The sequence below is a fragment of the Pantoea sp. Pa-EAmG genome, from assembly GCF_030024295.1.
Taxonomy (GTDB): Bacteria; Pseudomonadota; Gammaproteobacteria; order Enterobacterales; family Enterobacteriaceae; genus Pantoea; species Pantoea dispersa.
Map to the genome: position 1 here is coordinate 1 of NZ_JASEWO010000082.1, position 19,471 is coordinate 19,471.

Annotated in this window: 16 protein-coding genes; 7 read left to right on the top strand and 9 right to left on the bottom strand. The window is 58.3% G+C overall.

The window, feature by feature from the left end; all coding sequences use genetic code 11:
- Nucleotides 1–178 precede the first annotated feature (178 nt).
- Nucleotides 179–1,789, top strand: a complete 1,611-nt coding sequence (gene mqo, locus QMM04_RS12505) for a malate dehydrogenase (quinone) (RefSeq protein ID WP_021507903.1) — start codon at nt 179–181, stop codon at nt 1,787–1,789.
- 278 nt (nt 1,790–2,067) lie between these two features.
- Here mqo and QMM04_RS12510 read toward each other — a convergent pair whose 3' ends face one another.
- Nucleotides 2,068–2,655 carry a LysE family translocator gene (locus QMM04_RS12510; RefSeq protein WP_058759374.1) on the bottom strand — a complete coding sequence of 196 codons (588 nt, stop codon included), beginning with the start codon at nt 2,653–2,655 and terminating at the stop codon, nt 2,068–2,070.
- A 135-nt stretch (nt 2,656–2,790) separates the two neighbouring features.
- Here QMM04_RS12510 and QMM04_RS12515 point away from each other — a divergent pair, with 135 nt between their 5' ends.
- A complete protein-coding gene (locus QMM04_RS12515; RefSeq protein WP_058775178.1) occupies nt 2,791–4,281 on the top strand; it encodes a PLP-dependent aminotransferase family protein in 1,491 nt (496 codons plus the stop codon).
- Here QMM04_RS12515 and QMM04_RS12520 read toward each other — a convergent pair.
- Nucleotides 4,248–4,871 carry a glutathione S-transferase gene (locus QMM04_RS12520; protein WP_021507906.1) on the bottom strand — a complete coding sequence of 208 codons (624 nt, stop codon included), beginning with the start codon at nt 4,869–4,871 and terminating at the stop codon, nt 4,248–4,250. The two genes, QMM04_RS12515 and QMM04_RS12520, sit on opposite strands and share 34 nt — an antisense overlap.
- Before the next feature lie 114 nt (nt 4,872–4,985).
- Between QMM04_RS12520 and QMM04_RS12525 the strand changes: the two genes are divergently transcribed.
- On the top strand, nt 4,986–5,834 hold the full coding sequence (locus tag QMM04_RS12525) for a PhzF family phenazine biosynthesis protein (protein ID WP_282954928.1): 849 nt from the start codon (nt 4,986–4,988) through the stop codon (nt 5,832–5,834).
- Nucleotides 5,835–5,884: 50 nt separating this feature from the next.
- Here QMM04_RS12525 and QMM04_RS12530 read toward each other — a convergent pair whose 3' ends face one another.
- Nucleotides 5,885–6,643, bottom strand: a complete 759-nt coding sequence (locus tag QMM04_RS12530; protein WP_021507908.1) for an SDR family oxidoreductase — start codon at nt 6,641–6,643, stop codon at nt 5,885–5,887.
- A gap of 115 nt (nt 6,644–6,758) precedes the next feature.
- On the opposite strand from QMM04_RS12530, the gene QMM04_RS12535 reads away from it, so the two are divergent.
- The 3 genes from QMM04_RS12535 (at nt 6,759) to QMM04_RS12545 (ending at nt 10,334) form a co-directional block, all read left to right on the top strand.
- Complete coding sequence (locus QMM04_RS12535; RefSeq protein ID WP_031279769.1) at nt 6,759–7,658, top strand: LysR family transcriptional regulator; 900 nt, start codon at nt 6,759–6,761, stop codon at nt 7,656–7,658.
- Nucleotides 7,659–7,708: 50 nt separating this feature from the next.
- Entirely contained in the window at nt 7,709–8,710 is a 1,002-nt protein-coding gene (gene yhjD, locus QMM04_RS12540) for an inner membrane protein YhjD (RefSeq protein ID WP_282996277.1), read from the top strand.
- 289 nt (nt 8,711–8,999) lie between these two features.
- Complete coding sequence (locus QMM04_RS12545) at nt 9,000–10,334, top strand: MFS transporter (protein ID WP_021507911.1); 1,335 nt, start codon at nt 9,000–9,002, stop codon at nt 10,332–10,334.
- A gap of 302 nt (nt 10,335–10,636) precedes the next feature.
- Here the strand turns inward: QMM04_RS12545 and ilvC are convergent, their stop codons facing one another.
- Nucleotides 10,637–12,112, bottom strand: coding sequence for a ketol-acid reductoisomerase (gene ilvC / locus QMM04_RS12550; protein ID WP_021507912.1), 1,476 nt, complete (start codon nt 12,110–12,112; stop codon nt 10,637–10,639).
- A 162-nt stretch (nt 12,113–12,274) separates the two neighbouring features.
- Between ilvC and ilvY the strand changes: the two genes are divergently transcribed.
- Nucleotides 12,275–13,156, top strand: coding sequence for an HTH-type transcriptional activator IlvY (gene ilvY / locus QMM04_RS12555; protein ID WP_021507913.1), 882 nt, complete (start codon nt 12,275–12,277; stop codon nt 13,154–13,156).
- A 1-nt stretch (nt 13,157) separates the two neighbouring features.
- On the opposite strand, the gene ilvA is transcribed toward ilvY, so the two are convergent.
- The 5 genes from ilvA to ilvG form a co-directional block, all read right to left on the bottom strand.
- Nucleotides 13,158–14,702 (bottom strand): threonine ammonia-lyase, biosynthetic, encoded by a 1,545-nt coding sequence (gene ilvA / locus QMM04_RS12560; protein ID WP_282996278.1) that lies wholly within the window; start codon nt 14,700–14,702, stop codon nt 13,158–13,160.
- Nucleotides 14,703–14,708: 6 nt separating this feature from the next.
- Complete coding sequence (ilvD, locus tag QMM04_RS12565; protein WP_282996279.1) at nt 14,709–16,559, bottom strand: dihydroxy-acid dehydratase; 1,851 nt, start codon at nt 16,557–16,559, stop codon at nt 14,709–14,711.
- 61 nt (nt 16,560–16,620) lie between these two features.
- Nucleotides 16,621–17,550, bottom strand: a complete 930-nt coding sequence (locus QMM04_RS12570) for a branched-chain amino acid transaminase (RefSeq protein WP_034820022.1) — start codon at nt 17,548–17,550, stop codon at nt 16,621–16,623.
- Nucleotides 17,551–17,568: 18 nt separating this feature from the next.
- Nucleotides 17,569–17,826, bottom strand: coding sequence for an acetolactate synthase 2 small subunit (ilvM, locus tag QMM04_RS12575; protein WP_034820026.1), 258 nt, complete (start codon nt 17,824–17,826; stop codon nt 17,569–17,571).
- On the bottom strand, nt 17,823–19,469 hold the full coding sequence (ilvG, locus tag QMM04_RS12580) for an acetolactate synthase 2 catalytic subunit (RefSeq protein ID WP_282996280.1): 1,647 nt from the start codon (nt 19,467–19,469) through the stop codon (nt 17,823–17,825). The genes ilvM and ilvG overlap by 4 nt, the downstream gene beginning before the upstream one ends.
- Between the last annotated feature and the right edge of the window lie 2 nt (nt 19,470–19,471).

The window sequence follows — 19,471 nt, forward strand, 5'->3', positions numbered from 1 at the left end:
GATACGAGAATGTTATATTCAAATGCATATGCATAACGTGCAGTTAACCGTTATCACACCTATGGCTTAAACCTGAGTCTTAACCTTTGAGAAATAGCGCAACGCGCTTGCAAAAAGCGTGGCTGTTTCGCCTGCGAACCTGTTGAGCTTCAGGGCAACAGAGAGGAGATGTCGCCTCATGAGCAACACTGCGGTAAATCTGGCGCTAGCCGCCGCTGGCATGGAAAGCACACACCTTCAGGAACGAAAAGACGTAGATGTCCTGCTGATCGGCGCAGGCGTGATGAGTGCTACCTTAGGCACCTGGCTGCAGGATCTCGAGCCAGACTGGTCGATTGAGATGGTCGAGCGGCTGGATGATGTCGCGGTCGAATCCTCTAACGGCTGGAACAATGCCGGCACCGGCCACGCGGCGCTGGCCGAGCTGAACTATACGCCCGAAAGAGCGGATGGCAGCATCGACATTGCCAAAGCGGTGGCGATTAACGAATCCTTCCAGATTTCCCGCCAGTTCTGGGCGTATCACGTACAGAAAGGCAACCTGAGTAATCCACAAAGCTTTATTCACAGCACGCCGCACATGAGTTTTGTCTGGGGCGAGGCAAACGTCGCTTTCCTGCGCAAGCGCTTCCAGGCGCTGCAGAAAAGCACCCTGTTCCGCGGCATGAACTATTCCGAAGATCGTGACCAGATCGCTGAGTGGATTCCGCTGGTGATGAACGGGCGTGACCGCAAGCAGAAAGTGGCCGCCACCTGGACCGACATGGGCACCGACGTTAACTTCGGTGAAGTGACGCGCCAGCTGATTGCCGCGCTGGAGAAGAAAGAGAATTTCCGCCTGCGTCTGCGTCAGGAAGTACGCGATATCAAGCGCCTGAGCGATGGGCGCTGGCAGGTAAGCCTGCACAACCTCGCCAGCGGTGAGTCGCGGGTGCTGACCGCGCGCCAGCTGTTTATCGGTGCCGGCGGTGCGGCGCTGCCGCTGCTGCAAAAAACCGGCATCCCGGAAGTAAAAGGCTACGCCGGTTTCCCGGTGGGCGGCTCGTTCCTCGTCACGGAAAACCCGGACGTAGTGGCGCAGCACATGGCGAAGGTGTACGGCAAAGCCAGCGTGGGCGCACCACCGATGTCGGTACCGCATGTTGATACCCGCGTACTGGATGGCAAGCAGGTGCTGCTGTTTGGCCCGTTTGCGACCTTCTCCACCAAATTCCTCAAGCAGGGCTCGCTGCTGGATATGTTCGGCGCGATGAACAGCAGTAACCTGCTGCCGATGATGCAGGTTGGGCTGAAAAGCTTCGATCTGGTGAAATATCTGGTCGATCAGGTGCTGCAGAGCGATGACGATCGTATGGAAGCGCTGCGCGCTTATGTGCCGCAGGCAAAACAGGAAGACTGGAAGCTGGTCACGGCCGGTCAGCGCGTGCAAATCATCAAAAATGATGAGAAAGAGGGCGGCGTGCTGCGTCTCGGTACCGAAGTGGTCACCTCGGCCGACGGCTCGATCTCTGCGCTGCTGGGCGCGTCACCAGGCGCCTCCACCGCAGCACCGATTATGCTGGAGCTGATGGCGAAAGTGTTCCCGGAGCAGATGCGCTCGCCAGAGTGGCAAACCAAAATCCGCGCGGTAATCCCGTCGTGGGGCCGCAAGCTGAACGGCGACGTGGCGCTGACCGAGAAGGTGCTGGCCGAAACCAGTCGCGTGCTGCAGCTGGATTACGCACCGGTCATCACGCCGGAAGCCGCCAACGACGAAGGCCGTGAAACCGCCCATGTGGTGGGCAAGTAAGCGGCGACGCCTGTCCCTTCACCGGTAAATACAAACCTGACTGAGGCCGCAATCGCGGCCTCTTTTTTTGATTACGGTGTCGCCTTTTGGATGATGCAATCCCTGACGGTTCAGCCAGGGATTTATTCACCAGGAAGCGCGCGTTTGTTAGCGGCACAATACATTGCACATTGCGCGATAAATCGCGCCGCTACATCAGGGTGCGTCGTACGGCTTCGTTAACTGACCAGCCCCCCCATATTGTGCCCCTGCTTACCGCGCCATCCAACGCCGTGGCATCAGCTCAACAGCAGCGCGTCATACAGCATCCAGCCGGTGGTTGCCACCAGCGACAGCGCCATTAGCGTATTGAACGCCTGACGTTTCCACGCAATCTGCAGGTGATGGCGCAGCCGATCGCCCAGCGCTGCCCAGATTAAAATGCACGGCAGGTTGAGGGCGGCGAAGCCGAGCAGCACCGCCAGCACACCGTTGCTGTTGGCGTACATCAGCGCCACGTTGGTGACCATCAGCCAGGCTTTGGGATTCACCGCCTGGAAACACACGCCGCCCAGCAGGGTCATCGGACGCGGACGTTCGCGCAGCTGCGGCGCACCGGCGCGGAAGATTTTCCACGACAGCCACAGCAGATAGCTGCATCCCACCACCGTCAGCGGCAACCGCACCGACGCCATCCAGTGCAACAGCAGCTCCAGCGCCACGCTCGCCAGCAGCATCTGTAACGCACAGCCGAGCAGGATGCCAAACAGCATCGGCAGCGTGCGCCGGAAGCCAAAATTGACGCCGGACGTGGCCAGTAACAGATTGTTCGGACCCGGTGTAATCGACATCACCGTAACGTAGCTAAAGAAGGATGGATCGAGCATGGTGCGTTTCCCTGAGAATCAACGAAGCACCATGCTAATGCGCAAATTACAATGGCAACAGAGACACAAAATCACTATTGTGATGGATACAGTTAAGGCAATTTTAAATTGTACCTATCGCGCGCGGAGGCTTTTGTGTCCCTTCCTCTCTCATCCGGCCAGACGCTGTACCAGCAGCTGGCGGACAGTTTTGCCGAATCTATCCATCAGGGCACGCTGAAGCCGGGTAAGCGCCTGCCGGCCATCCGGCGCGTGGCACAGTCGCACCAGGTCAGCATCAATACCGTGTTAAGTGCCTGGCATATTCTTGAAGATCGCGGCCTGATAGAAGCCCGTCCGCAGTCGGGCTACTACGTGCGCGGCGTGCTGCCCGCGGTGACGCGACCGCTCAGGCCGATGAGCGCCAGCGTTAATGACCCCAGCACGCAAAAACTGGAACTGATCGAGCAGGTGTTCGCCGCGCAGAATCACCCCGACTACACCAATATTTCGCTGGCCTGCCCGCAGGATAGTGAGCTGTTTCCGGCGGCGAAACTGGGACGCATTACCGCCTCCCTTATTCGCCGCGATAACGACATCATTGGTCGTTATGCGCTTCCGCCGGGTAGTGAGCGCTTACGGGAGGAGATTGCGCGCCGTAGCCTGCACACCGGCCTGAACCTGACTGTTGCGGACATCACCCTGACCCACGGCTGCATGGAAGCGCTGCAGCTGGCGCTGCGTGCGGTGACGAAGCCGGGCGACTGCGTCGGGCTTGAATCGCCGACCTACTTCTTTCTGTTCCCGCTGCTGGCCTCACTCGGGCTGAAGGCGCTGGAAATCCCCACCGATCCGCAAAACGGCCTGTCGCTGGACGCGCTGGAGATGCTGCTACAGGAGCAGCGCATTCAGGCGCTGATCGCCATGCCGGGCGCGCAGAATCCGCTGGGCTACGTGATGCCGCTGGAAAATAAAAAGCGTCTCGCGAAGTTAGTGAACACTTACCACGTTCCGCTGCTGGAAGATGGGCTGTATGACGAATTGCAGTTTGACTGGCCGCTGTCGCCGCCGGTCAAAGCTTTTGACCGCGACGGCTGGGTGATTTACTGCACCAGCTTCACCAAAACCGTCGCGCCCGATTTTCGCGTGGGCTGGACGGCTGCCGGCCGCTTCCACCCGGCGATTGCGCGGCTGAAAGCGGTATCGTCGATGACCGAATCAAAACTGCTGAGCGAAACGCTGGCCGAATTCCTCGCCAGCGGCGGTTATGATCACCATCTGCGTTCGCTGCGGCGTCGCTATGCCGCCAATCTGGATGCGGCGCGCGGCATCATTGCCCGTCACTTCCCGCAGGGCACGCGCGCTACCCTGCCGCGCGGCGGCTTTGTGTTTTGGGTCGAGCTGCCGGGCAAGGTTGACACGGTGGAAATGTTCCATCGCCTGTTGCAGGAGCAAATTTGCGTCACGCCGGGCGCGCTCTATTCACTGAGCGATCGCTATCGCCATGCGCTGCGTCTCTCCTGCTGCTATCCGTTTGATGAGCGTTACACCTGGGCACTGAAACGCACCGGCGCGCTGGCCTGTGAAATCACCGGTATCGCGCCGGGTCAGGATCAGGGCTTACCGTTGCGGCCCCAGGTGGTGTAACCCTCGCGTTCCGTCAGGCGCTCATAATAGGTTTGCACGGCAGGAAAGTCCGGATGGTCGAGCGGGGTTTCAAACCAGCGGTTCACCGCCAGGCCAACCGGAATATCGGCCAGGGTAAAGTTTCGGCCCGCGACGTAGCGCCCGGTTTTTTCCAGCTGCTGATTAAGAATACCCATGGTGTGGCTCCAGCCTTTGATGGCGGCAGCCAGCAGGCGCGGATCCTGATGGGCTGGCGAATTGCGCACCAGCGACATAAAAGCATAGCGCCATGAGGTGTTGAGCTCGGTGGCCTGCCAGTCCATCCACTGATCGACCGGCGCACGCGCGCGCGGATTATCCGGGTAGAGCCATTCACCGCCGTTGCTGTTGGCGAGGTAGCGCAGAATCGCGTTGGACTCCCACATCACGAAGTCATCTTCGATGATCACTGGCACCATGGCGTTGGGATTGAGCGCCATAAACTGCGGTGAGTGCAACGACTGCGGGTCTTCACCCCACGGCTCGTGCTCCCAGGCAATATCCAGCTCTGAACAGAGCCACAGCACTTTACGAACGTTGATTGACGAGTTACGGCCCAGAATTTTTAACATAGCGGACTCCGCTGGCAGAATTGTTAATCTATTCATAGTCCTGTTAGACGCCTTAAGCAATCAGCAGGATGTAAATCCGGATTTCAGACAACCTCAATGAGGAAAGGAGCGAACATGCAGGTGGCGTTTAAACAAGTGGATGTGTTCTCCACAGGTGCGTTCAGCGGCAATCCGCTGGCGGTGATTATGGATGCCCAGGGTCTGAGCGACGCACAGCTGGCGGCCATCGCACGCTGGACCAATCTGTCGGAAACCACCTTCGTGCTGCCCCCACAGGATGCCACAGCCGACTATCGTGTGCGCATCTTTACGCCTGGCGGCGAACTGCCGTTTGCCGGACACCCCACGCTTGGCACCGCGCATGCCTTGCTGGAAGCCGGCTGGCCCCTGAAAACAGCGGGTAAGATCGTGCAGGAGTGCGGCGTGGGCCTGGTGGAGGTACAGATTGGCGCTGACGGTACGCTGGCCTTTGCCGCGCCGGACGCCAGCCTGACGCCGTTCAGTGATGCGCTCATGAGCAGCGCACTGCACAGTGACGCGTTCGATCTCAGCCAGACGCCAGCCGTGGCGGATATGGGGATTCGCTGGCTGTTAATTCCGATGAGCAGCGCGCAGGCGGTGCTGGAGGTGGTCACCCAGGCGGACGATTTACTGCGGCTGCAGCAGCATGCGGGTGTGAACGGCATCGCCCTGTTTGGCCCGCTGCCGCAGGACGCAGAGGCGCAGTACGAGCTACGCGCGCTGCTGGTCGAGAACGGTAGCCTGGTCGAAGATCCGGTCACCGGCAGCGCTAACGCCTGTCTGGCACGCTATCTGGCGGCGCAGGGCCAGCGGCAGGATTACTGCGCGCGTCAGGGCAGCGCCATCCAGCGTGCCGGTCGCATTGTGGTGCGTTTTGCCGGTGAGACAATCTGGATCGGCGGGCAAACCCTCACCCTGATTGATGGAACGATTGAGGTGTAAAACGGGCGCTGCTCCGTTCGTTAACACGATCCGGTCGCAGCGCGATGTTTTTACAGTGCCTGACCGCCGGAGGCCTCGATGCGCTGGGCGGTAATCCAGCCGGTTTCGTCGCTCAGGATCGCGCTGATGGCATCACCGATGTCATCCGGCAGACCAACGCGGCCCAGCGCGGTCACTGAAGCAATATGCGCGTTCAGATCTTTGGTGTCGCGCACGCGACCGCCGCCAAAGTCGGTTTCAATCGCCCCCGGTGCCAGAATGTTGACGCGAATGCGGCGCTCGCCCAGCTCCTTCGCCTGATAGCGCGTCAGCACTTCCATCGCCCCTTTCATGGCGGCGTAAGTGCCTGAACCCGGCAGCGTCATGCGCGTCAGACCGCTGGAAATGTTCAGGATGCGTCCACCATCGGCGATCAGCGGCAGCAGTTTCTGCGTCAGGAAATACGGCCCTTTAAAATGCACATTCACCAGCGCATCAAACTCCTCTTCACTGGTTTCGGCCAGCAGCTTGTAATGACCATGGCCAGCGTTGTTCACTAAATAATCAAAGCTGTCGCGCTGCCAGGTTTCGTTCAGCGTTGCTTTGACCCGCGCCGCAAAGTCATCGAACTGTTTACTGTCGCCCACATCCAGCTGCAGCGCCACCGCACGCGCGCCCAGCGCCTCAATCTCCTTCACGACCGCCTGCGCTTCTTCAGCATGACCGCGCCAGGTAAACAGAATATCGACGCCCTTAGCCGCCAGTTTTAGCGCGCCATTCTTGCCCAGACCGCGGTTACCGCCGGTAATCAATGCAATTTTATGAGACATGTTTCGCTCCGGTTGGAAAATTGAACACGGATTAAGGATATTCGCGAATAATTGATCTATAAACGCAGGGGAATACACAGCACTGTTTCACTAACAACAACAATCGGTGAACAACATGGATAAAATTCACGCTATGCAGGTGTTTGTGCGGGTGGCAGAAATGGGCAGTTTTACCCGCGCGGCTGAGAGTCTGGGTTTACCCAAGGGCAGCGTGTCCCGCCAGCTGCAGGCGCTGGAAAACCAGATGGGCACACGCCTGCTGCACCGTACCACGCGCCGCGTGCATCTCACCCAGGATGGCCTGGTGTATTACGATCGCTGCCTGGATTTGCTGTCGATGCTGGATGATATGGACAGCCTGTTCCAGCACGATCCTGCCACGCTGAGCGGCAAGCTGCGCGTCGATATGTCGGTGGCGATGGCGACCGGTTTTATCCTGCCGCGCCTGCCGGAGTTTTTGCAGCACTATCCGGGCGTGGAGATTGAGCTGAGCAGCAGCGATCGCCAGGTTGATGTGATTCGCGAGGGCTTTGACTGCGTGTTACGCGTTGGCGAACTGAAAGATTCCGGCCTGATTGCGCGAAAAATTGGCTCGCACGCCTTGATCAACTGCGCCAGCCCTGGCTACCTTTCCCGCTTCGGCATGCCGGTGCGACTGGACGATCTCGGCCAGCACGCCATGGTGCACTATACCCAACAGCTGGGGCAGCCCTCGCCGGGCTTTGAGTACTTTGATGGCAAACAGTGCCATTACGTTCAGACCGGCGGCGTGGTGACGGTAAACAGCACCGAAACCTATCGCGCCGCCTGTATCGCCGGGCTGGGCATTATTCAGGTACCGGCGATTGGCGTGCAGCCGCTGCTGGAATCCGGCCAGCTGGTCGAAGTGCTGCACCACTTCCCGGCCAAACCGATGCCGATTTCCCTGCTCTATCCTCACCGTCGCAACGTGGCGCGCCGCGTGCGGGTGTTTATGGAGTGGCTGAGTCAGGTGCTGCAGGAATACGTGACCTGAACGGGCAAGCTATAATTTTATTTTCGCTGTGAACAGGATGCAGAAGGTCTATGACGGACAAAACGACAAAAGCCTCAGCGGCTGAAGCTAAGCCGCTGATTGATATCAAAACCGGGAACAAAACGGTGGATGGCTCGATCAGGCGCGTCTCACGCTTTGCCGCCTGGTTTCAGGCGATCCCGGCAGTGGCGCACTTTTTGCGCGCGCTGGAGCGCTTTAACGATCGCCTCGGCAGCCAGTTTGGTGCGGCGATCACCTATTTTTCATTTCTTTCGCTGATACCGATTTTGATGGTCTCCTTTGCGGCGGTCGGCTTTGTGCTGGCGTCCAATCAGGACCTGCTTTCTGAGTTGATCAACAAAATCGTTAACAGCATCAGCGACGCGACGCTGGCGACCACGCTGAAAAATACCGTCAATACCGCGATTCAGCAGCGCGCGACTGTCGGCCTGACCGGTTTGCTGCTGGCGCTCTACTCCGGCATTAACTGGATGGGTAACCTGCGCGAAGCGGTACGCGCCCAGTCGCGTGACGTATGGGAACGCAAGCCCGATGACCAGGAAAAGTGGTGGAAGAAATATCTGCGCGACCTGGTTTCGCTGCTGGGTCTGATGCTGGCGCTGGTGATTACGCTGTCGCTGACCTCGATTGCCGGCGCAGCGCAGGCGGCGATCGTGAATGCGCTGGGGCTGGGCGATATCGAGTGGCTGCGGCCGGCGATGACCATCATCGCGCTGTCGATCTCCATCTTTGCCAACTATCTGCTGTTCCTGTGGATTTTCTGGATTCTGCCGCGCCACAAGCCACGCAAAAAAGCGCTGCTGCGCGGTACGCTGCTGGCGGCGATTGGGTTTGAGGTGATCAAGTTTGTTATGACGCTGACGCTGCCGAAGCTGGCGACGTCGCCCTCCGGTGCCGCCTTTGGATCGGTGCTGGGGCTGATGGCCTTCTTCTACTTTTTCGCGCGTCTGACGCTGTTCTGCGCCGCGTGGATCGCCACCGCAAAATACAAGGATGATCCCGAGATGTCGCAGCCGCATCACTCTGCCTAACGCGACAATTCAGTTACATTTGCCGCAACAGCAAAAAATGTTTCCTGCTGGCTACTAAAGCAGCAAAAACCAGCAGGAAACGCTAAAGGGTCACTTTTATTTGGCCCTTTTGCAGAGAATCACGCCAGAAAAGCCGCGCTTCTCCTTCCCATCCGCCGCCGATTGCCGTAACTCAGAAATTATCCTCTTTTTCGCCGCCAAAGCCCGGTCTGACGCGGTTTTTCGTCATTGAATGCGGCAAAACAGGTGCGTAAGATTCTTTGTTTACATTTACAATTAAGAAACAGTTATGCAAGCCTCCATCTCCGAAACACCCGACCAACCACACGACGGCACACCGGTTAACTCACGCAGTAAAGTGGTAGTTGCCTCGCTGGTCGGCACTGCGATCGAATTCTTCGATTTCTATATCTATGCCACCGCCGCGGTAATTGTTTTTCCGCATATCTTCTTCCCGCAGGGTGACGCTACGGTTGCCACACTGCAATCGCTGGCGACCTTCGCTATCGCCTTTGTTGCGCGCCCTATTGGCTCCGCGCTGTTTGGTCACTTTGGCGACCGCGTGGGTCGTAAAGCGACGCTGGTTGCCTCGCTGCTGACCATGGGCGTTTCTACCGTACTGATCGGCCTGCTGCCGGGTTATCAGACCATTGGCGTGGCGGCACCGCTGCTGCTGGCGCTGGCGCGTTTTGGTCAGGGCCTGGGACTGGGCGGCGAATGGGGCGGCGCGGCGCTGCTGGCCACCGAGAACGCCCCGGCGAAGAAACGCGCGCTGTACGGCTCGTTCCCGCAGCTGGGCGCACCGATTGGCTTCTTCTTTGCCAACGGCACGTTCCTGCTGCTCTCGTGGCTGCTGACCGATGAGCAGTTCATGAACTGGGGCTGGCGCGTGCCGTTTGTGCTCTCTGCGGTGCTGGTGATTATCGGCCTGTATGTGCGCGTATCGCTGCATGAGAGCCCGGTGTTTGCCAAAGTGCAGAAAGAGAAGAAACAGGTGCGGATCCCTATCGGTACGCTGCTGAGCAAGCATATGACCGCGACCATTCTTGGCACGTTTATCATGCTGGCGACCTATACACTTTTCTACATTATGACGGTGTATTCGATGAGCTACGGCACCGCGCCGGCGCCTGTTGGTCTCGGCTATTCGCGTAACAGCTTCCTGTGGATGCTGATGGTGGCGGTCATCGGTTTTGGCGTGATGGTGCCGATTGCCGGCCTGCTGGCGGACCGTTTTGGCCGTCGCAAAACGATGATCACCATTACGCTGATGATCATCGCCTTTGCGCTGATGTTCCCGCTGCTGCTCGGCTCCGGCTCGCAGATTCTGGTGATGGGCTTCCTGCTGCTCGGCCTGAGTATTATGGGTCTGACATTCGGCCCGATGGGCGCGCTGCTGCCAGAACTGTTCCCGACCGAAGTTCGTTATACCGGTGCGTCGTTCTCTTACAACCTGTCGTCGATTCTTGGCGCCTCGGTGGCGCCTTATATTGCCACCTGGCTGAATGCGAACTACGGCTTGCAGGCGGTGGGCTTCTATCTGGCCTCCATGGCAGTGCTGACGCTGATCGCGCTGATCGCCTGTAAAGAGACACGCCATCAGACGCTGTATGAAGCGGTGTGATTGATTGCGTGTTGACAGAACCCGGCTCCGGCCGGGTTTTTTATTGGCGGTGTGGGGATCGTGCGGTGTGTCCCTCACCCTGGCCCTCTCCCCGGCCCTCTCCCGTAAACGGGAGAGGGAGTATCCGCGCGGTGTTGATGGATAAGTGCAGAAACATCAGCCCGCACCGAACGGTTCCCTCTCCCGCCAGCGGGAGAGGGCCAGGGTGAGGGTGAAAAAACCCTTCTGCCCCCAGACATAAGGTATAAAAAAACCCCGGCAAGCCGGGGTTTGATTGGGCTGAAAACTGTGTCTCGCGTGCCTTAGCCCGCGACGGCGATGCGTTTCATGTCGGTCATATAGCCACGCAGTTTGCGGCCAACGGCTTCGATTGGATGCTGGCGGATCGCTTCGTTCACGTCGCGCAGCTGCGCGTTATCCACCTGCGTGCCTTCCACCGCTTTGCCCAGATCGCCAGGCTGCAGCGTGGTCATGAACTCTTTCAACAGCGGAACGGCTGCGAAGGAGAACAGGTAGTTACCGTATTCTGCGGTATCGGAAATTACCACGTTCATTTCATACAGACGCTTACGGGCGATGGTGTTGGCAATCAGCGGCAGCTCGTGCAGCGATTCATAGTAAGCCGACTCTTCGATGATGCCCGCGTCAACCATGGTTTCGAATGCCAGCTCAACGCCCGCTTTCACCATCGCGACCATGACCACGCCTTTGTCATAGTACTCCTGCTCGTCGATTTTGCCTTCGAACTGCGGGGCATTTTCGAACGCGGTTTTACCGGTCTCTTCACGCCAGGTCAGCAGGTTTTTGTCGTCGTTCGCCCAGTCAGCCATCATACCGGAAGAGAATTCACCCGAGATGATGTCATCCATGTGCTTCTGGAACAGCGGTGCCATGATGGTTTTCAGCTGCTCAGACAGCGCGTAAGCACGGATTTTTGCCGGATTAGACAGACGATCCATCATCAGCGTGATGCCGCCAAACTTCAGCGATTCGGTGATGGTTTCCCAGCCGAACTGAATCAGTTTCTCGGTGTACGCCGCGTCGTGACCTTCAGCCACCAGCTTGTCGAAGCACAGCAGTGAACCGGCCTGCAGCATACCGCACAGAATGGTCTGCTCGCCCATCAGGTCTGATTTGACTTCTGCCACGAAGGACGATTCCAGCACGCCTGCACGGTCGCCGCCGGTGGCTGCAGCCCAGGCTTTGGCAATCGCCATGCCTTCGCCTTTTGGATCGTTTTCCGGGTGAACAGCGATCAGCGTTGGAACGCCGAAGCCACGTTTGTACTCTTCACGCACTTCGGTACCCGGGCACTTCGGTGCCACCATCACCACGGTGATGTCTTTACGGATGGTCTCGCCCACTTCGACGATGTTGAAACCGTGAGAGTAACCCAGCGCGGCACCGTCTTTCATCAGCGGCTGAACGGCCTGCACAACGGCAGAGTGCTGCTTGTCTGGTGTCAGGTTAACCACCAGATCCGCCTGCGGGATCAGCTCTTCGTAAGTACCCACTTTAAAACCGTTTTCGGTGGCTTTACGGAACGACGCACGCTTCTCAGCAATGGCTTCAGCGCGCAGTGCGTAAGACACATCGAGGCCAGAGTCACGCATGTTCAGACCCTGGTTCAGGCCCTGCGCGCCGCAGCCGACGATGACCACTTTCTTACCTTTCAGGAAGCTAGCGCCATCCGCGAATTCATCGCGCGACATGAAGCGACATTTGCCTAACTGCGCTAACTGATTGCGCAGATTCAATGTGTTGAAGTAGTTAGCCATGGGTACTCCGCTCAGATGTTGTGTTTGCTTTTGTTCAGTAACGGTGCCGGATTTAGCGCCGCGAATGACCCCATCATATGACAGGAAATCTGTTGCTTAAATTGATATATTAACAACGTCACATTGCAGAATTTGCAACATCACGCTGAGGGCAAAACGCGCATGGATTTACGAGACCTGAAACTGTTTCTTCACCTGGCGGAAAGCTGCCACTTTGGCCGCACCGCGCGCGCCATGCACGTCAGCCCGTCGACATTATCACGCCAGATTCAGCGGCTGGAAGAGGATGTCGGACACGCGCTGTTCCTGCGCGACAACCGCACCGTGACGCTGACCGAAGCCGGCGAGCGGCTGCGTCAGTTCGCTCAGCAGACCCTGCTGCAGTATCAGCAGTTGCGCCATGTCATGGACCTGAACGGCCCGTCGCTGAGCGGCGAGCTACGCCTGTTCTGCTCGGTAACCGCCGCCTACAGCCATCTGCCGCCGATTCTCGACCGCTTTCGCGCGGAGCATCCGCAGGTGGAAATTAAACTCACCACCGGCGACGCTGCTGATGCCATTGAAATGGTGCAGTCCGGCGAAGCGGATCTGGCCATCGCTGGCCGGCCGGAGTCGCTGCCCGCCAGCATCGATTTTACACCGCTGGGTTTAATCCCGCTGGTGCTGATCGCCCCGGCGCTGCCCTGCCCGGTGCGCAGCCAGGCGACGCAGGAACAGCCGGACTGGTCGCAGATTCCCTTTATCCTGCCGGATCAGGGGCCGGCGCGGCGCGGCATTGATTTATGGTTTCGCCGCCACCGCATTGCCAACCCGCAGATTTACGCCACGGTGTCTGGCCATGAGGCGATTGTGTCGATGGTGGCGCTCGGCTGCGGCATCGCGCTGCTGCCGGATGTGGTGCTGGAAAACAGTCCGGAACCGGTGCGCAATCGCGTGCTGACGCTTGAAAATGTCGAATCGGTGGCGCCGCTGGAGCTTGGCGTATGCGTACAAAAAAAGCGGCTCGGGGAGCCGCTGATTAATGCTTTCTGGCACCTGCTGTAGTTTAGCCGGCGAGGAAGAAGCGAAATGCCGGATTGCTGGCTTCGTCGTGCCACTCATAGCCGAGCGCGTTGAGGTGAGTGTCGAAATCCGGCTCTTTGTCGTTGATCTCGAACGCCGCCAGCACGCGACCAAAATCGGTGCCGTGGCTGCGATAGTGGAACAGCGAAATATTCCAGTGCGCGCCCAGCGTCTGCAGGAACTTCAGCAGCGCGCCCGGCGCTTCCGGGAATTCGAAGCTGAAGAGCCGTTCACGCAGCGGTTTTGACGGGCGTCCACCCACCATGTAGCGCACGTGCAGCTTCGCCATCTCATCGTCTGACAAATCCACCACCTGATAGCCGCCTTCAGTCAGCTGGCTTATGATCTCGCTGCGCTCTTCAAGGCCGCGCGTTAAACGCACGCCAACAAAGATGCAGGCGTTGTCGGCATCGGCATAACGGTAGTTGAACTCAGTTACCGCACGACCGCCCAGCGTCTGGCAGAAACGCAGGAAGCTGCCCTGCTGCTCAGGAATGGTGACCGCCAGCAGCGCTTCACGCTGTTCACCCAGCTCACAGCGCTCGGAGACATAGCGCAGACCGTGGAAGTTGACGTTGGCGCCCGACAGCACGTGCGCCAGCCGCTCGCCTTTGATGTCGTGCTGCTGGATGTACTTCTTCATGCCCGCCAGCGCCAGCGCACCCGAAGGTTCCGCCACCGCACGCACATCTTCGAACAGGTCTTTCACCGCCGCGCAGATGGCATCGCTGTCCACGGTGATGATGTCATCGAGATACTCTTTGCACAGGCGGAAGGTTTCGCTGCCAATGCGCTTCACCGCTACACCTTCAGCAAACAGCCCGACACGCGCCAGATCCACTGGCTCGCCGGCATCCAGCGCCGCTTTCAGGCAGGCCGAATCTTCCGACTCCACCGCGATCACTTTGATTTGTGGCATCAGCTGTTTGATCAGCACCGCCACGCCCGCCGCCAGACCGCCACCACCGACCGGCACAAATACGCGATCAATATGCGCATCCTGCTGCAACAGTTCCATCGCCAGCGTGCCCTGCCCGGCAATCACTGCCGGGTGGTCAAACGGGTGCACAAAGGTATAACCCTGCTGCTCGGCCAGCTCAATCGCTTTGGCTTTTGCCTCGTCGAAGTTAGCACCAAACAGATAAGCCTCACCGCCAAATGCGCGCACTGCATCAACCTTGATGTCTGCCGTGGCCAACGGCATCACAATCAGTGATTTGATGCCCAGCGTGCTGGCTGAAAGCGCCACACCCTGCGCGTGGTTGCCGGCCGAAGCCGTGATCACGCCGCGTGCTTTTTGCTCTTCAGTCAGTCCGGCAATCATCGCGTACGCCCCACGCAGCTTAAAGCTGTGTACTGGCTGGCGATCCTCGCGCTTCACCAAAATGGTGTTGCCGAGACGCGATGAAATTTTTTCCATTTTTTGCAGCGGCGTGACCTGGGCAATTTCATACACAGGCGCACGCAGCACTGCGCGCAGATACTCCGCGCCATTAGGCGACGCGGGTAGCGGTTGAGACTCAGCCATCAGTTGTTAGCCTCCCAGCTTGGACTTATCGCGTACTGCGCCTTTGTCAGCGCTGGTCGCGAGGGATGCATAGGCGCGTAACGCGAAGGAAACAGCACGTTCGCGATTGTGCGGGGTGTAAGCTGCTTCGCCACGCGCCAGCTCTTTTTCACGACGAGCATGGATTTCGTTGTCTGGCAGATCCAGATGGATACGACGGTTCGGGATATCCAGCTCGATCATGTCGCCATCCTGGATCAGCGCAATGGTGCCGCCGCTCGCTGCTTCAGGCGAGATGTGTCCCACAGAGAGACCAGAAGAACCACCAGAGAAGCGGCCATCGGTGATCAGCGCACAGGCTTTGCCCAGTCCCATCGATTTCAGGTAGGTGGTTGGATACAGCATTTCCTGCATGCCCGGACCGCCTTTTGGTCCTTCGTAGCGGATCACCACACAGTCACCGGCCACCACTTTACCGCCGAGGATCGCCTCTACCGCATCATCCTGGCTTTCGTAGACTTTTGCCGGGCCTTTGAAGGTCAACAGCTCTGCATCCACGCTGGCGGTTTTTACGATACAACCATCTTCGGAGATGTTGCCGTACAGCACAGCCAAGCCACCATCCTGAGAGAACGCGTGTTCGCGGGTACGGATACAACCCTCTACACGGTCATCATCCAGCGTGTCCCAACGGCAATCCTGTGAGAAGGCCTGAGTGGTACGGATACCGGCTGGACCGGCGCGGAACATCTTCTTCACCGCTTCGTCTTTGGTCAGCATGATGTCGTACTGATCCAGGGTTTCGCGCATGCTCTGCTGCAAAACGTTGCGCGCAGTGGTGTCGATCAGCCCTGCACGATCCAGCTCGCCCAGAATGGCGACAACGCCACCGGCGCGGTGTACGTCTTCCATGTGATATTTCGGCGTACTCGGCGCCACTTTGCACAGGTGTGGCACTTTGCGCGACAGGCGATCGATATCCGACATATTGAATTCGATTTCGCCTTCCTGCGCCGCTGCCAGCAGGTGCAGAACGGTGTTGGTGGAACCGCCCATGGCGATATCCAGCGTCATCGCGTTCTCAAACGCGGCTTTGGTGGCGATGTTGCGCGGCAGTACGCGCTCATCATCCTGCTCGTAATACTTTTTGGTCAGGCTAACGATGCGTTTACCGGCGTTGAGGAACAGCTCTTTACGGTCGGCGTGAGTCGCCAACAGTGAACCGTTGCCCGGCTGCGCCAGACCTAGCGCTTCGGCCAGACAGTTCATGGAGTTGGCGGTGAACATACCGGAGCACGAACCGCAGGTCGGACAGGCAGAACGTTCGATTTTATCGCTATCGGCGTCACTGACGTTCGGGTTGGCGCCCTGAATCATCGCATCGACCAGGTCCAGCTTGATGATTTTGTCGGACAGCTTGGTTTTACCGGCTTCCATAGGACCGCCGGAAACAAAGATCACTGGGATGTTGAGGCGCAGTGACGCCATCAACATGCCCGGGGTGATTTTGTCGCAGTTAGAAATACACACCATGGCATCGGCGCAGTGCGCGTTAACCATGTACTCCACAGAGTCGGCGATCAGCTCGCGCGAAGGCAGTGAATACAGCATGCCGCCATGACCCATGGCGATACCGTCATCCACCGCGATGGTGTTGAACTCTTTGGCGACACCACCGGCGGCTTCGATTTGCTCAGCCACCAGCTTGCCCATATCGCGCAAGTGCACGTGGCCCGGCACGAATTGGGTGAATGAGTTAACCACGGCGATAATCGGTTTACCGAAATCGGCGTCGGTCATTCCTGTGGCGCGCCACAGGGCGCGTGCACCCGCCATGTTACGACCATGGGTGGTGGTGGCAGAACGGTACTTAGGCATGCTCTATTTACTCCAGTCTGAAATATGACGCGGGCGCAGCTGCACCCGCGTAACGGTCTTGTTATGGATTAACCTGATCCAACCAGCCGTACTTATCTTCGGTTTCGCCCGTGAACAGGCCGAAGAAGGCGCTCTGAATTTTGGTGGTCACTGGGCCGCGTTTGCCGGCACCAACCTGAATGCCATCAACGCTGCGCACTGGGGTGATTTCTGCCGCAGTACCAGACATGAACACTTCATCAGCCAGATACAGCGATTCGCGCGACAGGGTCTGCTCACGCACTTCGATACCCAGATCGATCGCCAGTTTAATGATGGCGTCACGGGTGATGCCCGGCAGCGCTGAAGAAGTGAATGGCGGCGTGAAAAGAATGCCATCTTTCACTTCGAACAAGTTTTCACCCGCACCTTCTGAAATATAGCCGTTGGTGTCGAGAGCGATACCTTCCTGATAACCGTGGCGGCGCGCTTCGCTGCCCACCAGCAGTGAGGAAAGGTAGTTACCGCCCGCTTTAGCCGCTGTTGGCAAGGTGTTTGGTGCCACACGGTTCCAGGAAGAAACCATCGCATCAATACCATTTTCCAGTGCTTCAGCACCCAGGTAAGCACCCCATGGGAAAGCAGCGATGATCACGTCGGTGGTGTAGCCGTCTGGTGGGTTCACGCCCAGGCCTACGTCGCCAACAAACGCCAGTGGGCGGATGTAAGCGCTCTTCAATTTGTTCACGCGAATCACTTCGCGGCAGGCTTCCATCAGCTCATCAACGCTGGCGGCGATAGGGAAACGGTAGATCTTGGCGGAATCATGCAGACGCTGCATGTGTTCACGGTGACGGAACACCACTGGGCCTTTGTGTGAGTCGTAGCAACGTACGCCTTCAAACACAGAAGTACCGTAGTGCAGTGCGTGAGACATGACGCTAACCTTGGCGTCTTCCCACTTAACCATCTCCCCGTTGAACCAAATAAAGTCTGCTTTCTTCGTACTCATTGCTATTTCCTTTGGCGACTAAGCGCGGATTTGTTGTGATGTCTGTTGCTGGATCTCGACACAAGCGACATCCATAAGTTTGCTTAACTGCGAAGACAGTAAATCGACCGAGCGCTGGCTGGCAACGGTCATCTCGATATTAATGTTCTCGGCGTTAATCGCAGATGCCATGTTCATCGAGCACACCTGGAAGCCACGGTGGCGGACGACACGCAAAATGCGCTCCAATATTTCAGGACGGAAGCGAGCTTCGATAGACAATTGATGCTGGTTCATGCGGTTTTCTCCATCATGTTTGCGTTGCTGGCACCCGGCGGTACCAATGGCCAGACGTTCTCATGCTCATCAATCGAAACATGCAGGAAGTAAGGACCTTCACTGTTCAGCAGAGCATCTATCGCGGCGTCGACCTGATCTTTACGGCTAATGTGCTGGCCTGGGATATCAAAGGCGCTGGCCAGCGTGAGGAAATCGGGGTTATCGGTGAGGATGGTTTCGCTATAGCGGCCATCAAAGAACAGCTGCTGCCACTGGCGAACCATGCCAAGACGCTGGTTATCCAGCAGCAGGATTTTTACCGGCAGCTGCTTACGCTTGATGGTGCCCAGCTCCTGAATATTCATCATGATTGAGCCGTCACCGGACACGCAGATAACGGTGTCATCCGGACGGGCAACCTGCGCGCCTACCGCAGCCGGCAGCCCAAAGCCCATGGTGCCCAGACCGCTGGAGGTGATGAAGTTTTCCGGCGCGCTGAAGCGCATGTGCTGCGCCGCCCACATCTGGTGCTGGCCAACGTCGGTGGTTACCACCGCGCTGTCAGGTTTACGATCTGACAACTGCTTCAGCAGCAGCGGCGCGTAGATCGCCTCGCCAGGATGGTCGTAACGCCACGCGAACTCCGCGTTCATCGCTTTAACTTCAGTACGCCAGCCGTCGATCTGCAGCGGCATGCTCAGCGCCGGCAACACCTGGTTGAGGTCGCCCTGCAGTGAAACGTGAGCGCGACGCAGTTTGTTTAATTCCGCCGGATCGACATCAATATGAATGACGCTGGCGTGCGGCGCGAAGGTATCCAGCTTACCGGTGACGCGGTCGTCGAAACGTGCGCCGACGGCAATCAGCAAATCACAGGATTGCACCGCCAGGTTGGCCGCTTTGGTGCCGTGCATGCCGAGCATACCGAGATAGAGATCGCTGCTGGCTTCGGCGCTGCCCAGGCCTTTCAGGGTAGAAACCATCGGGATGCCGGTCTCCTGCGCCATAGCCCGCAGCGCCGGGACGGCCTGCGCCATGCCGACACCGCCGCCGATATACAGCATCGGTTTTTGCGCCTGCGCCATCAGCGCGCGCGCTTCGGCAATGTGCTGCGGTGAGTGGCTCAGTGCTTCTTCAACCGGCAGCAGGTGCGGCGTCAGGTCACCGCTGGCAATCTGAATATCTTTGGGGATGTCGACCAGTACCGGTCCCGGACGGCCGGACTGCGCGATGGCGAAAGCTTCCGCCATCACCGAGGGTAAATCATCCAGCGATTCAACGAGGAAGCTGTGTTTAGTGCAGGCTAATGACAGGCCAAGAACGTCGATCTCCTGAAAGGCGTCGGTACCGATAAACGCTGAAGAGACCTGCCCGGTGATGGCGACAACCGGAACGGAATCCATCATCGCATCGGCCAGTCCGGTGATCAGGTTGGTGGCGCCCGGTCCGGAAGTCGCAATGCAAACCCCGGTTTTGCCGGTCGCACGCGCATAACCGATCGCTGCCATCACCGCACCTTGTTCATGACGACACAGTAGATGTTCCACGCCGCCATCGTAGAGCGCATCGTACACTGGCATGATTGCTCCGCCAGGATAACCAAACACTGTGTCGACACCCTGCGCGCGTAAAGCCTGAACTACCCACTGTGCACCTGTCATGG